Consider the following 16247-nt stretch of genomic DNA (forward strand, 5'->3'; position numbering starts at 1 on the left):
TTTACTTATTTATTATAATCGCTTATTGTAATTGTTTCTTCTTTATTTGGTTTTAATTTATGAATCATTTTTTTGCGTTCGGTTTTTTGATTGTTTTCAGTTAATAAATCATTAACATAAACATAATCATTTTTAAAATCAAAACTAATCAAGATTTTATTAGTAAGATATACCAAAATAAAAAAACTGATAAAAAATACGGTTAATACTAATATTATTCGAGCAAAGATAATTAATCCTGTGTTAGAAAAATCAAATAATCCAGACAAGATCGTTGTTATCATTGCAACACTCAAACTATAAGTTAAAGGAATAAGATCATAGCCTGTTTGTTTAAAGGTGTATTTAATGAATAATATTAATAAAAAATAAACTAACAACGGCGGGATGATAAAAGCAAAAATTAACGGATTAAAGTTACGCTCATTAACCATCATATCCTTGTTAAAAATTACGCCTTCACCTAGCACTCAGTTAAATTTTAAAACATTAAATTCACCGAATAAAACTCAGATAATTACATAATATCCAATAACAAAAAACAATAAGAATAATGTAATTATTCAGGGCTTGGTTTTTTTGTATTGTGAGCTTTTAAAATAATTCATAATAACTATTAAAGAATTTCAATACTTTAATATAATATTCTATTTAATAATTTTTTTATATCCAACTTAGTTATTAGCTCAATTTATTATGTAAAAAAATATCAAGCCAATTACATATAATGTGCTTGATATTTTGTTTTTATTAATTAGTTTTTAATTAAAGAACATTAGTAAATTCGATGTTTTCGAATTTAACACTTCAAGAAGAGAATTTTGTAATTGTTAATGTAAATTCTACTGATTTTTTATTTTCTTTTAGTATGAAATTGCTTCCTGAAAGAGTGTAAGATTTAGTTAAATCTAATTGTCCGTTTACTGGTTGAGCATCTTCATCTACAGCTTTAGCTGAATAAATTTTAGAACTACCAGGAATTTTTTGGTATTTTTCAGGAATACTATTAGCAGCTTTTAAACCTTTGCCATCTACTGTAATAGCTTTAAGGAAGTTTTCAAAATCAACTTTTTGTAAAAGCATACCAATTTTGTGACCAAAAGTATTTGTTGATGGTAATTCTTTTTTCTTTGCTAAATCTCTTATTGCTGCAAAAGATGTTAAATTAAAGTTTCCACCATTAATTGTTAATGTTAATGTGCCAACGTTTCTTAATGCTTTAATAGATTTTTCATCGAATTTATTAGCTAATTCAAATGAATGAGTAGACATTTCTACCTTAGGGGTTTTTTCAGTTTCTTCTTTTTTCTTTGGATCAGGTGTTGTTTTATCTGGATTTTCGCGTTCACCAGTTTCTAATCCATTAGCATCACCACCGCTCTTCTTAGTTTCTGTATTAGGTGGAGTTTGTTTTTCTCCAGAACCACCGCCTTCTTTTTTCGTATCGCTATTTTGAGTTTTATCAGTACAAGAACTTAATACGATGGGAGCAAAAATAGCCGAAGCAAAAAACAATCTCTTCAAACTATTTAATTTTCTATTTTTAATCATAATTTATGTAGAATTTTGATCGTTAATAGATTGAGTGTCGCAAAAAAAAAAAAAAACAAGCCCTAAGCATAAAGAGATAACTAAAAATAAATAGTTAGCTTTAATAAGGCTTGTTTTTAATGTGTTTTGCAATTAACTAATGCTTTGAAGATCTTTTAGATTTAAATTTATGTTTTTTATTTTCTTTTTCTAATTTTTTTAAAAACACATTATCATCACAAATGATAATGAAAGAAAAAAATGAATTAGGACTAATTTTCGATTTAGTCATCTTAATAATCTTGGGGATCGAATTCTTAAATCTAATGTATGTAAATTTATACCAATACAAGATGTAAGTATAGTTCATTAAAAAATAAATACACCCTGTGCCTAACATTAAAATTAATGCGATTTTTTTATCAGTTTCTTTTGTGGTTGGATAAAAATAATCCGTAAGATAAACCACGCACAAGACAGCAACAATATACGAGATTAAGATTGCTAAATAAAAGATGACAAATATCCCTCAGTTTTCCCCGCCTACTTTAAGATATTGGTTTTTAATCTTATCGTATTTAAGCTTATCAACTTCGGTTTCAATTACAAACAAAAAATGAAAAAAACCAACAAAAGGCAGCAAGTATAATCAATTAAATCGGGTTTTAGTTAAGAATTTATCTGCTTGTTTAGTGCTACTGGAAACAAAAAATTCTTGCCAATTTAACTCTTTGGGTTTTTTAATTGAAGCTAACTTGTGTTCTTGCCAACGATTAGGCAAGACATCAACTGTGCTCAGGGCTTTGTTTTCTTTCATTATTGTTTAAATAAAAAATCAATCTTTTAATTATTTATTTGCAATCAACTAATTTAGAATATTATCTACTTAAAAAATAAAATAAATCAACGATAAAATAATTACTTAATTATTAAACATTATCAACATAGTTGATAACAAAATAGAATTTAGTTCATTATTTTATTGATAATTAATATTATATACTAAATGTTTTAAGTTAATTTAATCTTATCTTTAATCAAGATCAGTTATGGTTTATTAATAATATTAATAAAACTGATTCTTTAATTGAACAATTAATTTTTTTTGCCTTCTCTGCTGTTGAATTGTTCGTAATAACCAAAGTTTAAGAAGTTTAATATTAACTTAACAGCTCAATCAAAGAAGTATTTTTCAATATAACCTTTTTTATTATCACGGTCATAAATTAAGCTGTATAAGATGGCACTAATCGGGATTCCTGGTGCTTGTTTTCTTTCTTCTAACGGAATTGTTTTACCATCTTTGTCATACCAATCAATTCATAATTCATTATTAGTTTGAATTGTAATGGTTGTTCTTGGACTTAAACCATTGGCAGCAAATGATTCTAAGTCAATGTTTGCTTTTGTTAGTGTCAAACCTTTGGTTTGATCATCGATTACTAATTGCGAATCATCACTTGGAATAAAAGCAAAAGATAAGAAGGCATCAACACCTAGACTTTTAATCTTAGCAATCAACTTAGCATCGGTTCTGAATTTAAAAATAAAATTCTCACGATCAACAAACCAGTTATCACTTAAAATATTCGTATATTGTTTAAAATAACCACCTGATACACCAAGGTTCGAATACTTGAATTGAACAATTCTTTTAACTACTGCATCAGATCAAGCATCATGGTATCAAGTGAAAAACATCATTAAAGATTTGTAAATATCTTCATAAATATCTTGATCAAAATTATCAAACAAGAATTTATTAAATGCTTCTCAATCTTCGTTGATATTGGCATTTTTTAATTTTTCAACAACCTTGAATTCGTATTTATCAAACGGGCTTTCAATTAGATTTCTACTACCATCATCTGGATAAAAACTGTGTGTGGCATTATCAAGTTCTTTAGCATTATTTGAACTCTTAATTGAAGCTAATAATCCCTTATCGCGTTGAAGTCTTTTTAATAAAAATTCTTCGTTTTGACGTTTTAAAATGTATGAATTATATACAGGAATACTTATTGTTGGTAAGATCACTGATGCCAAAAAAACTCCTAAACAAGACCCAACGACATGGCGTGCTCTTTTTTGTTTTTTAACTTTTGGTTTAGCAGTTTTTTTCTTTGTTTTTAATTTCACTGCATCAGTTTTTTTAACCATATTAATTAATGTCAATTAACCTTTATATATACATACAAAAACAAATCGATTTATATGTTGATTAAAAATGCTTTAAATTTATTATTGATTGTTAATTTGATAATCAACTAACAAAATAATAATATTTATATTATAAACTGAAAACTCATACTGTGTTTTTTTATTAATTTAATATTTATAATATTATCTAGATTATGAAACGAGCAGATTATTGCGTAATCGGGATCGGCCGATTCGGAATTAAAGTCGCAACTAAATTAAAAGAATTAGGATATAACATCCTTATTCTTGATAAAAATAAAGAAAAAATCAATGTTGAAGCCAAGCGTTTTGATTACGCAATTCACTTAGATGCCACTGACATTATGTCGTTATCTGATGTTGGAATTAACAACTTTGATACGGTAATTTTATCTGTAAGTAGCATTGAAGAATCAATTATTATTGCTACCAATCTAAGAGAATTAAAAGTTAAAAACATCATTGCCAGAGCTAAAAACGATGTGCATAAACGGGTATTAAAAACATTTGGGGTTAAAGAAGCAGTAATTCCTGAAGAAATCGTTGGTGAAAACGTGGCGATGCGTGTTGTGCATAGTATTAATAGTGAAATTATTTCAATTGATGAAGACATCAGTTTAGTTAGGGTGTATGCAACATCAAAAGATGTTATTAATAAAAAACTGATCGATTTAAATATTAGAAACAACTCACGTGCAAATATTATTTCAATTACCAGAGAATATAAGAATATTTATCCAATCGGTCCAGATACGATGATTTTAAAAAACGACTTAGTCACAGCAGCTTGCGGAAATAATGATATTAATCGTTTTTTAAACCTAATGAGTTCAGATAGAAAGGAAAAGTAGGATGTATAATCACAATTTAATCGAGAAAAAATGACAAAAAGTATGAAGTGATAACAATACTTATCGTTTTGATATTGATAAATCTAAACAAAAATACTACGTTTTAGATATGTTCCCTTATCCAAGTGGTAAGGGATTGCATTTAGGCCATGTTAAAGCATATATGGCTACTGATGTGATTTCAAGATGAAAAAACGCATTAGGTTATAACGTCTTACGTCCGATTGGTTGGGATGCTTTTGGTTTACCTGCTGAACAGTATGCGATTCAAACTAACAACCACCCTGCTTTATTTACTCAAGAAAATATTAATAACTTCAGAAAACAATTACAAACCTTAGGTTTTAATTATGATTATCGTCTAGAAGTTGATACAACTAATCCGAATTATTTCAAATGAACGCAATGGATCTTTAAGAAATTATACGAACACGATCTAGCTTATCAAGCCGATATTGAAGTTAATTGATGTGAAAAATTAGGCACCGTATTAGCTAATGAAGAAGTATTAACTGATGAAAATGGTAATAAGGTATCTGAACGTGGTTCACATCCAGTTGTTAAGAAAAAAATGCGTCAATGGGTATTGAAAATTACCAAGTTTGCTGATGCATTAATTGATGATTTAGAAGAAATTAATTGACCTAATTCAATTAAAGCAATGCAAACTAATTGGATTGGTAAATCAACTGGTGCAACAATTAAATTTGATGTCGAAGGTTTAGATAATCAACAAATTGAAGTATTTACTTCACGTGCTGATACTTTGTTTGGTGTTAGCTTTATTGCTTTAAGTTTTGATCATGAATTGATTAAACAAAAATTAATTACTAACAAAAACCATCATATTGAAGAATTCATTAAAACTAATAGCGCTGACCAAACTGTTAGATATGTTGGGATTGATAGTAAATATCACGCAATTCATCCAATTACTAAGAAGAAAATTCCGATTTATATTGCTGATTATATTATTAGTGATTATGGAACTGGTGCAATCATGGGTGTGCCAGCTCATGATGAACGTGACTTTAATTTTGCCAACAAATATAATATTGAAATTATTCCCGTTATTTTAGCTGATAATTACCCTTGTTTAATTGACGCTCCACACATTAATTCTGACTTTATTAATGGTTTAAATAATCAAGATGCAATCAATAAGATGATCGAATATCTTGAAGCTAATAAACTGGGGGCTAAAAAAACTAGCTACAAACTAAGAGACTGGATCTTTTCACGCCAAAGATATTGAGGTGAACCATTCCCTGTTGTGTTTGATGAAAACAACAACCCACACTTAATTCCAGATAGTGAATTACCTTTAAAACTACCAGATCTTAAAGATTTCTCACCAAACATGGACGGAAAACCGCCATTATCTAAAGCTGATGATGCGTGATTACATCCAATTATTAATAACCAAAAATATACCCGTGAAACTAACACAATGCCGCAATGAGCTGGTTCTTGTTGATATTTCTTAGGATATATCTTAAAGTTATTAGATATCAATAAAACACACTTAGATCAAAATTATATTGATTTAAACAGCCCACAGGCTAAAGAATTATTTGATCACTTTATGCCTGTTGATTTATATGTTGGTGGTCAAGAACATGCAGTTTTACACTTGTTGTATGCACGATTCTGATATAAATTCTTACACCAAATTGGCGTTGTTAGTTCAAAAGAACCGTTCTATCAATTAATGAACCAAGGAATGGTATTAAGTGAAGATGGTTCTAAGATGTCAAAATCTAAGGGTAATATCGTTAATCCTGATGATTTGGTATTATCACATGGTGCAGACAGCGTAAGAACCCACATAATGTTCATGGGGCCGCTTGGCGCTAGCTTAGCATGAAGTTCTAAATCATTAAACGGGACAAGAAAATTCTTAGAACGTGTTTATAACTTATTTGATAAGGTTGAAATTAACGATCAACCATCAGAAGCTTTAAATTACGATTATCACAACTTCTTAAAGAAAACTAACGAACACTTAGAAAACTTCGAATTTAACTTAGTAGTTAGTGAAATGATGATCTTTATTAATGCTTGTTACAAACAGCAACAAGTTAATAAAGAGATGTTAAAAAACTTCTTAATCGTTTTATCATTCTACGCACCATTCTTAGCTGAAGAATTAAATCATAAACTTAATAATCAAGAATTAATCTTCAATATGAGATTGGCTAAATGAGATGATAAATACTTAGTAAAAAACCAAGTAGCAATCTCATGTAGTGTTAACGGTAAATTCAAATTAGTAAATGAATTTAATATTGATGCAAGCGAACAAGAAGTTGCTGATTACTTCTTAAATCAAGAAGTTATTAAAAAACAAACTCAAGATAAGCAAATTGTTAAAACGATTTTTGTTCCAAACAAGATTATTAACTTTATTATTAAATAAAGTTTAATTAGATAACAAAAAAATATAAGCAGATTAAGGGGCGAACTGCTTATATTTTTATTTTGTTATTAAAAATCTCGAGTTGTATCACTCATAATAATTATAATATAAAATAACCGATTATATTAATTTGTCAAACACTTTATTAAAAAATTTTTTATCAAAACAATTTTAATGATCAAAAAAGAACACAATTTATTGATATTTACTTATCAATAAAATAAAAAAATACACAACAATGTTGTGTATTATATGAAAAAATTCGTTTAATAAATGTTCTTAACTATTTAATTAACAATTAAGAATTAAGTTTTATCTTTTGTGATAACTTAATTTTTTTATTTGATTGATAAACGCTTATTAACAATCAAGCTCCAAGAGGTATTAGGATTAATCCGACTGTTCAAGCGTATTGGCATATAGAATAAATTCCAATGCTAATAAAACTAAACAATATAAAGACTATTCCCAAGATAACCTTAATTATCGATAGTTTGTTCATAAATAAAATATCTAGTTAATTATAACAAAAGCGATTTTGATCAATTTATTAGTTTTGATAACTAATAATTATGCATTTTATTTGCAAACAAAATAATTAGGTATTTGTTAATCAAATTAACGCCCTTCTTATTAGATTAAAATACTTATTAAATAAGAATGATTACGGTTATTATTTAATTAAAAAACAACGGTAAAAATTAAGATTTTAATTAAATTATTACTTTTGTTTTTCTCATTTTGTATTTTTGGTTTTAAGATTAATAAAAGGTAACTTAATTCTTCTTTGATAATTATTGTTTGCAATTATTTTTCTTAAATCTTCTAAATCATTATTAACAACATTTTGTTGTTGATTTTCTAGATCTAAAATAAGCTCATGAATACGATTTGTTTGAACACAAATAATGTTGGGATTGTTATTAAAACTATCTTGTTGAAAATTCTTATTTTCAAAAGGAATAATAATCTTAATATCAGTATTTAAAACAGATTTTATGCATTTGTAATTGTCAATAACTGACTGGATTTCAATTGCAAAATCATGTTGTTTTTGATTTTTATTAATTAAAAATGTTTGTTGGTTTTTGTGTGTGATTCCTGTGGCTGATTTAGAAACTTCATAAGTAATTAAATAAACATTTTTATTGGTAATTACAACATTATTTAAATAAAAAAAGCAATTGCTTTTTGTTTTTGTTGAGCTAAAAAAAACATCATTAATTAAGTAATAATTAAAGCTTTGTGTTTTTAGAAAATCCTTAATTTTTTTATGAATTAATTTAATAGTTCATAATGTTTTATTGCAATAAATTCATGTATTCTTTTTAATCACTTTTGTTCATAAAAGTGCGGTAAAAATAGCAATCATTGCTATTGCGATTAAAACATATATTGTGATTTCAATATTCGGATTTGAAAACATATTTTATGTTGTTTGATTTAGTTCAATTTGTTGTTTTTGTTCAGCAACTTCTTCATTAATATTAACTTGAGAATTTTGTGTTAATTCTTTATCTTCTTCTTGATTATTTAGATCATTAATTTCATCATTAATTTTTAGTTTTAAAGCTTTTTTATCACGTGATGATTTGATTATGCCATCAATTATTAATGCTAAATAAATTAAAGATGGAATTAAGATAATTAATACTCTTCCAGTTACTTGACCACTAAGAGCTAAAACACCAGGAACAATACCCAATAAGAAATCTGTATCACCTCATGATAATTGTGCTGCTGGCACCCATCCAGCACCAATGAAAACTCATGGAATGAATGTGATAATTATTCCGTTGATAAAAGCACCAAGAACACAACCCCAAATTCCACCTTTAACATTGCCAAAAACACCGCTAGTTGCACCTAAGAAAAAGTGCGGGATTACACCCGGTAATAATACTGGTAATACTTTATTGTGTGACGCTACGCCGATTGAAATTCCCATCACAATAAATCCAGCTGTTAATGAAGAAACAAAACCAATAATAACTGCATTTGGTGAATAAGGGAAAACAATCGGACAATCTAAGGATGGTTGAGAATTTTTAATAAATTTAGTTGAAATCCCCTTAAATGAAGGAACAATTTCATCAATAATCATTCTTACACCGAATAATAAAATTTCTACTCCTGCAGCAAAAGTAAATGCATCTAAAAACATCTGGACTACCCAGTTATTTGCAGCATGCGGGCCAAATAAATCATATAAGGTTTTAGTAACTAACGGTCATTCTTCAACAGGAATATTTTTTGGTGGAATAAATAAGGTTTTTTTACCAACATTATACATAATACCTTCTGGAATATAAATCACCATGAAGATTATTAGCATTGTGATCGATACTGAAATAAAGGTATTTTTAAAGAATTGTAATCATTTAGGGAAATTAATCTTATCAGCACATTTAATGTTTTGACCTTTTTTAATTTTGTAGATTGCTTCGCCAATTCAACCAGCAGTGACATAAGATAATGATCCAGCATGAGCTAATGAAACATCATCTTGTTTGCTGATTTGTTTTACAAATCTTTTACATGCTGCGGCTGAAATTACCATATAAACCGACATTAATAATGCCGATGAAATAAGTGCAATTGCATAATCACCTGGTTTTGATAAATCTAAGAATTGTTGGTTATTAGCATGAGCTAAAACTGTTGCCAACATAATTGACATATAAAGCACTAAATGGCCAGTTAAATAAACATATTTAAACCGTGAAAAACCTGCTAAAATCAGATTTAAAACAATCGCCATAACCATGACGATACTACCTAATTGTGCGGTTTGTTCGGATATTTTAAAAAACTGCGTCGCAAAAGCATCGCTATTAGCAATCGTTCCACTAACCTTAAATAAATCTTGGAATAATACTCTAAAATTGGTTAATGGAATTTGGATCACCATAGCACCTGCATTAAGAATTAAGAATCCAGCAAGTGTTTTGAAAAAAGAAATGATTATTTCACTAAACTTTTTTCTTAATAATATTGATCCAAGCAGTGAAAATAATCCTACTAAAATTGCAGGCGTTCCGAATAAGGACTTAAAAAATCCTAAGAAAAACTGACTAGCATCAATTGCTATACTAGTATCCATTACTTATATATTTGTTATTTTTATCTAATTTAGTTTGTTTAATTTACAAACATTACTAATAACTCCATCTATTTGGTTTTTCAAAGCTGATAAGCTAACTAAATATTTACACTGGATTAATTCATAAATTAAATACAACAAGAGATCATGATCATTATTGTTATCAATAATGATCAATTTAATTCAGATAAAACTAATTAATAGTTTTATTTAATTAATATTTTTAATAAACAAGCTTATTAAAAATAAGAAAAAACAAGCGCAAATTTGGCTTGTTTTATTTTTTTATCTTATTTTATTTTTTACGCATTGCCATTAAGCATGCAGTGTTGATCACGTTTCATGGTTGATCGAATTCTGGTTGGAAGAAGAAATCAACATAAGCTAATTGATCAACAGTCATTTTGTGTAAGATGGCTAGTGACATTGCATTAATGTTTGGAGTTAAATCATGTTTAGCCATAATTTGTGCCCCTAGAATAACCTTAGATTTCTTATCAAAGATTAATTTAAACATTACTTTATCTTTTAGTTCTTCTGGCACGAAGCTCATTTTGTAATAATCATGAACTAAAACGCTATCAATTTCTAAGTTTAATTTTTTAGCAAATACTTCATTGATTCCAGTTGAAGCAAACTTGTAATCAAATACAGCCAAAGCAGATGAACCTTGAACACCAGGGAATTTATGTTTTGCTTCGATTAAGTTTTTAGCAGCATATCTTCCTTGTTTTCTAGCATTTGAAGCTAATGCGATACTAATATCAATATTTGCTGGATTAAATTTAATTAAAGTGGCATCACCAACTGCAAACACATCCTTAGCACTTGTTCTTTGGTATTCATCGATTTTAATAAATCCATTTGGTAATAATTCTAAGGTATCTTTTAATCATTCAGTATTTGGTTTAACACCGGCAGCAACGATTACTAAATCAGCGGGGATGCTTTGGTTTGTTGTAACTACACTTGATAGTTTTTTGTCACCTTCAAACTTAGTTACACCTTCATTTAACACGAATTTAACACCGTGCTTAGCCATTTCAGATTGCAACACTGAAGTGAATTCTTTATCTAAGTAAGTTGGTAAAATTGTTGGCGTAATATCAACAACTGTTACATTTTTATTAGCCTTAGCAAATGATTGAGCAGCTTCAATTCCAATGTAACCACTTCCAATTACTACAACATTTTTAACAGCTGGATCATCAATTTTTGCACGAATTTTCTTCGCTCATGCACGCCCTCTCATGTAATAAACATTTTCTAATTCTTCACCTGGAACATTTAATGTTCGTGGCACAGAACCTGGGCTGATGATTAATTTATCATATGATTCAGTTTTAATTTGATTGTTTGATAAATCTAAAACTTCAATAGTGTGAGCATCTGGGTTAATTTTAGTAATTTGGTGTTGTTTAAACACTTTAACACCTTTTGCTGACATTTCATGTTCATTAGAATAACGAATTGTATCTAGATCTTTAACAATTCCTTCTAAATGTAATTGCATACCACATGATAAGAATGAGATGAAATCTCCTTTTTCATATCAATGTAATTCTGCATCTGGGTAAAGTTCTAAAACTTCATTACAAGCTTCAAAACCACCGTGTGATGATCCTAAGACGATAACTTTCATGAATTTCCTCCAATGTTTTGTCAATTTAATTTATGCGTGTTTATATAAATTAGCATATTTAGATTTTCATTGGGAAATATTACTTTAATAATGAAGAATAAAAGTTATTATTTAGAAAATAATGGCGATTTACTAATGTTTAAACTGTTATTTTTATTAGCTTCATCTTGGATTAGAACAACTGATTTAACTTCTGGAATTTCACTTTTTAAGATGTTTTCTACACCATCTTTATAGGTCATATCAACTAAATCACAACCATTACAATTACCTAATAATTTAATGGTTACCACCCCTTTATCGTAGTTTTCAAAAGAAAGATCCCCACCATCACGGCGGATTAATAATCTTAAATCATCTAATAAATCTAAGATTAATGCGATGACAGTTTGTTTTCTTCTTGCCATAATTTAAAACTTTTTAGTAACCTTATTTTCTTCTTTATTAATCAAACGTTTAATATTAGCTCGGTGTTTTCAAATTACCGTAGTTGATAAGATCAAATTAACAATGCCAAAAAATACAATGATATGCCAATCTGATTGATAAGTTAAGTATGTAATGTGTTTAATATCAAACCATCATAAATAATCCAAATATGGAATGAATCCTAAAAATATTAAAACAACAAAACAACTAATACTTGCTAATGAAACATATTTTGTTATCAAAGTAATGCTTCATCAGATAATTGCAATAATAATAAACCATCATGGTGATACAACCAACACAAATCCAGCAGTTGTTGCTACAGCTTTACCACCTTTGAATTTGGAAAAAACTGGATACATATGACCAAGAATTGCTGATAGCGGGGCTAGATAAGTTAAGTAATAAATTTTATTGATTATGCTTTCATCAATTTCAATAATTGATGGTTTAATTCAGAAAGTGTAAATTAAAAAGATAATTGCAAATGGAACTACGGATTTAAAAATTTCACCAATACCAATGGCGATTGCCACTTTTTTAGGAAACACTCTAAACGAATTTGTTGTGCCTGGGTTTTTTGAACCATATTCACGGACATTTTTCTTAACAATTAAACTAGCAACATCAGCAAACATGATTGATCCAAATAAGTAACCAATAATGATGCTTAAAATTACTAAAACACTTATATAGCCAGCTAAATTCATAAATTATTTGTTGATGATTTTAAATTGATTATGACCAAGAATAATTTTTTGATCATCTAATTGCTTATTAAAATGCGATTTCAATAAATCATTTAAATGATCAATAAAAATCGATTCAACATTATGGCCAATATCAATTACATTAATATCGTGATTAATCGCATTAATTCATGCAGATCATTTTAAATCACCCGTGATTAAAATGTCATAATTTTTAAACAGATCAATATCTTGTTGGTTTGAACTATAACCACTACCCAAACAAATTAAACCCTTCTTTAATGTTTTTTTATATTTAGAAGTTGATAAGTATTTAACTTGATCAATATAAGGAATCGTTTTTAGCTTTTTTATTAAATCATCAAACTGATGATTTAATTCAAATTCATAATAATGATTGATTGGTTGATTGTTGTATTTTTTAATATCTAACAACTTAAAAAAGTAAGCATGAGCTCCATTTTGATTGAAGTCATAAGCAGTGTGTAATGCTAAAAAACTACGGTTATTTTTAAAAAAATCATCGTATGCTTGCTTGATAAAATTATCAGTTTTTAAATCATTTTTATCAATAAACATCGGGTGGTGTGAAATGATCAAATTAACATTGTGTTTTTTAACAATGTTGAAATTAAAACGATCATAATCAGCACAAATTAACACTTTTGTTAATTTGTTTTTTAAATTTTTATGATTAATCAATTTGGCATTATCAAATGCCAATTGGTTTTTTAGCGGGAATGATTTTAATAAAAAATCCGTAATTTTTTTAACTTGCATATTTTGATAAGAATGTTTGATATTCTTTTAATGCAATTGTTTGAAGTTTTGATCTAGCTGTTTCAGGAATATTATTAATTAAAGCTTTTTGTTCTTTAACATAACCAATTAATTCTTCACTTATCTTATCTTTTAGAATTGGGCCTAAAACATAATCAGTATTTGAATATGAAAAATCATTATCAACTTTAATTGCTTTGATAATTAAATAATAATGTTTATTTTCATAAATAATCAGTTCATCAATAATTTGGTAATGATTTTTTAATAAGAAATATCTTAATTTAATGTGGTTTCTTTCTGGTTGTAAAATAAGGGTTTTTAATTCCACAACTGAATTAGAGATAATATCAGTAATTTTAGAAACACCCATTCCAGCAATCACGCAGTAATCAATCGAATTTTTGATTGATAAATTCTTTAATCCATCATTAACAATATTAATGATACGATCTTTGCCTGCAATTTTTTTGGTATTAGAAATTGCTTGTTTTAATGGTTCTAGATTGATATCAATATTTAATACGTATTCTGTTCGATTACTATTAATTAATTCAACCCCTAAATGTCCGTGATCACATCCTACGTCAGCAACTAAGAAAGCATTGTCGATTAATTTGGCAATTGCTTTAATTTTCTGAGTCATATTTTAAGAATGAACGTAATCTTGCATTTTTTGAAGGATGTTTTAGTTTTCTTAGTGCTTTTGCTTCAATTTGACGGATGCGTTCTCTGGTTACATTAAACTTGTTACCAACTTCTTCTAAGGTCATTTGTGAGTGATAAGGACTTAATCCATAACGCATACGAATAATTTGTTCTTCTTTCTTAGAAAGAGTATTTACAAATAGTTCGTTAATGTGTTCAGATACAATGCGTTTTTCAGTGAATTCGTCAGGTTTTAAGATGTCTTTATCTCTAACAAAATCAACGAATTGCGATTCTTCATCATGACCAACTGGTTTATCTAATGAAACTGGGTCAATATTTAATTTTTTAATGTCAGCAATCTTTTTAGGAGTAAACCCATGAACTTGACCACCCATTTTTTCAGTTAATTCTTCTAATGTTGGATCACGACCTAATTGTTGAGTTAATACCCGTTCAGTTTTAATCAACTTGTTGATTGTTTCAACCATATGAACAGGAATTCTAATTGTTCTTGCTTGATCAGCAATCGCTCTTGTGATTGCTTGTCTAATCCATCATGTTGCATAAGTTGAAAACTTATTACCAAGTTTATAGTTAAACTTAGAAATCGCTTTCATCAATCCGATTGAACCTTCTTGAATTAAATCAACGAAATCTAAACCACGATTTAAGTATTTTTTAGCAATTGATGTTACTAATCTTAGATTTGAAGTTACAAGTTGGTTTACAGCGTATTCTCTCGTCTCTTCATCGCTACTTCCAAGTAATTTAGCTACCTGAATTTCTTCATCAAAAGATAAGATTTTAGATGAACCTAAAGTTCCCAAGAACGCTTTAACGTTATCTTCAACTTTATCACGAGTTGAAGCACCCTTAACTACTAATTCATCTAGGTTGTTATCGATTTCACTTAAGTCTTGTGATTTTCTAAATAATGAAATCTTTTCTTCAACATTTGCTTCTAATTTAATGCCGTTATCTTTTAATTCTTCTAAGATTTCTAAATCTTCTTGTTCATTAAATTCGTAATTTTTAAGAACACTGATAATGTCTTCATTTGAAAGATTTTTACTTTTCTTAGCCTTAGATAAAATTAATTTTGCCGCTTGAATTGTGTCGTGATCATTGTTTTTAGGCTTCATTGAAGCTTCTAAAACTTCATAATAAACCAAGTCATTTTTTTCATTACTTGGTGCATGTTTTGGTTTACGACCTCTTTGACGTTTTTGAGTTGTGATCGGTTGAGAAGAATCAACTTTAGAATCGCTGATTAAGAATTCTGACATATCACGGTCAAAATTATCAAGTTCATCTTGTTCACTGAAATCAGTTTCAACAAATGATGAATTATAATTTTCAGCTTTGAAATCTTCGAAGTTGATTTCATTATCATCATCAAAATCTTCGTCAAGAATTTCTAATTCAGCTTCAACTGGTTTTGTCTTAGTTAGTTTTAATTCTTCTTTTTTATTAGTTTTTGATTTTTTAGTTTGATCTTGACTAGATTTAGTTTGCTTAGTTTCTTTTGTTTTTTTAGCTTCAACTAAATTTTTAGTTGAAGTTTTATTTGAAGCTGAAGTATCTTTTTTATTATTAACTTTTGGTTCTTCTTTTTTGGTTGTTGCTTTGTTTTTAGAAGATAATTGTTGCTTTAAAGTTAATGGTTCAACTTTTTTATCACTAACGGTTTTCTTTGATTGATTAGAATTAGCTTTGGTTGTTGATTTAGTGATAGTTTTAGAAGTGCTAGATTTTACTTCTAATTCTTTAACTTTTTTAGTGTCCTTATTTACTTTTTTCGCTTGCTCTTGTTTTTGAGCTAATGCAAGACGTTCTTTTAAAGAAAGTGTTGCTGTTTTTTTAGATTTTAAAGCAGCTTTATTTGATGCTGTTGAAGTAGTTTTCTTTGACATTATGGTTATTAAAATGGCAAATGTGCAATAGTTAATAC

The 16247-nt window shown here is 27.9% G+C and carries 14 protein-coding genes; 2 read left to right on the top strand and 12 right to left on the bottom strand.

Annotation, left to right across the window (positions count from 1 at the left end):
• Positions 1 to 5 precede the first annotated feature (5 nt).
• The 4 genes from JJE79_RS02045 to JJE79_RS02060 form a co-directional block, all read right to left on the bottom strand.
• Entirely contained in the window at positions 6 to 608 is a 603-nt protein-coding gene (locus JJE79_RS02045) for an MPN565 family protein (RefSeq protein ID WP_222925970.1), read from the bottom strand.
• A gap of 157 nt (positions 609 to 765) precedes the next feature.
• Entirely contained in the window at positions 766 to 1551 is a 786-nt protein-coding gene (locus JJE79_RS02050) for a hypothetical protein (RefSeq protein WP_222925971.1), read from the bottom strand.
• A 136-nt stretch (positions 1552 to 1687) separates the two neighbouring features.
• Complete coding sequence (locus JJE79_RS02055; RefSeq protein WP_222925972.1) at positions 1688 to 2347, bottom strand: hypothetical protein; 660 nt, start codon at positions 2345 to 2347, stop codon at positions 1688 to 1690.
• Between the two features lie 278 nt (positions 2348 to 2625).
• Positions 2626 to 3690: a hypothetical protein gene (locus JJE79_RS02060; RefSeq protein ID WP_222925973.1), complete on the bottom strand. Its 1065-nt coding sequence runs from the start codon at positions 3688 to 3690 to the stop codon at positions 2626 to 2628.
• Positions 3691 to 3884: 194 nt separating this feature from the next.
• Here JJE79_RS02060 and JJE79_RS02065 point away from each other — a divergent pair, with 194 nt between their 5' ends.
• Complete coding sequence (locus JJE79_RS02065; protein WP_222925974.1) at positions 3885 to 4562, top strand: TrkA family potassium uptake protein; 678 nt, start codon at positions 3885 to 3887, stop codon at positions 4560 to 4562.
• Between the two features lies 1 nt (position 4563).
• Positions 4564 to 6981: a leucine--tRNA ligase gene (leuS, locus tag JJE79_RS02070; RefSeq protein WP_222925975.1), complete on the top strand. Its 2418-nt coding sequence runs from the start codon at positions 4564 to 4566 to the stop codon at positions 6979 to 6981.
• A 721-nt stretch (positions 6982 to 7702) separates the two neighbouring features.
• Here leuS and JJE79_RS02075 read toward each other — a convergent pair.
• From JJE79_RS02075 to JJE79_RS02110, 8 genes are all read right to left on the bottom strand, one after another.
• A complete protein-coding gene (locus JJE79_RS02075) occupies positions 7703 to 8407 on the bottom strand; it encodes a hypothetical protein (RefSeq protein ID WP_222925976.1) in 705 nt (234 codons plus the stop codon).
• 3 nt (positions 8408 to 8410) lie between these two features.
• The gene (locus JJE79_RS02080; protein WP_222925977.1) at positions 8411 to 10084 is read right to left on the bottom strand and encodes a PTS ascorbate transporter subunit IIC; all 1674 of its coding nucleotides are present in this window, start codon (positions 10082 to 10084) and stop codon (positions 8411 to 8413) included.
• Between the two features lie 295 nt (positions 10085 to 10379).
• Positions 10380 to 11726 (bottom strand): FAD-dependent oxidoreductase, encoded by a 1347-nt coding sequence (locus tag JJE79_RS02085; protein ID WP_222925978.1) that lies wholly within the window; start codon positions 11724 to 11726, stop codon positions 10380 to 10382.
• 107 nt (positions 11727 to 11833) lie between these two features.
• Positions 11834 to 12133: a NifU family protein gene (locus JJE79_RS02090; RefSeq protein WP_222925979.1), complete on the bottom strand. Its 300-nt coding sequence runs from the start codon at positions 12131 to 12133 to the stop codon at positions 11834 to 11836.
• A 3-nt stretch (positions 12134 to 12136) separates the two neighbouring features.
• Positions 12137 to 12865: a glycerol-3-phosphate 1-O-acyltransferase PlsY gene (gene plsY, locus JJE79_RS02095; protein ID WP_222925980.1), complete on the bottom strand. Its 729-nt coding sequence runs from the start codon at positions 12863 to 12865 to the stop codon at positions 12137 to 12139.
• Between the two features lie 3 nt (positions 12866 to 12868).
• Positions 12869 to 13645 carry a Nif3-like dinuclear metal center hexameric protein gene (locus tag JJE79_RS02100; RefSeq protein WP_222925981.1) on the bottom strand — a complete coding sequence of 259 codons (777 nt, stop codon included), beginning with the start codon at positions 13643 to 13645 and terminating at the stop codon, positions 12869 to 12871.
• A complete protein-coding gene (locus tag JJE79_RS02105) occupies positions 13635 to 14291 on the bottom strand; it encodes a class I SAM-dependent methyltransferase (protein ID WP_222925982.1) in 657 nt (218 codons plus the stop codon). The genes JJE79_RS02100 and JJE79_RS02105 overlap by 11 nt, the downstream gene beginning before the upstream one ends.
• Positions 14275 to 16209: an RNA polymerase sigma factor gene (locus tag JJE79_RS02110; protein WP_222925983.1), complete on the bottom strand. Its 1935-nt coding sequence runs from the start codon at positions 16207 to 16209 to the stop codon at positions 14275 to 14277. Before JJE79_RS02110 ends, JJE79_RS02105 begins: the two co-directional genes overlap by 17 nt.
• Positions 16210 to 16247: the final 38 nt, after the last annotated feature.

This window comes from Mycoplasma sp. E35C (genome assembly GCF_019873825.1).
GTDB lineage: Bacteria > Bacillota_I > Bacilli_A > Mycoplasmatales > Mycoplasmoidaceae > Mycoplasmoides.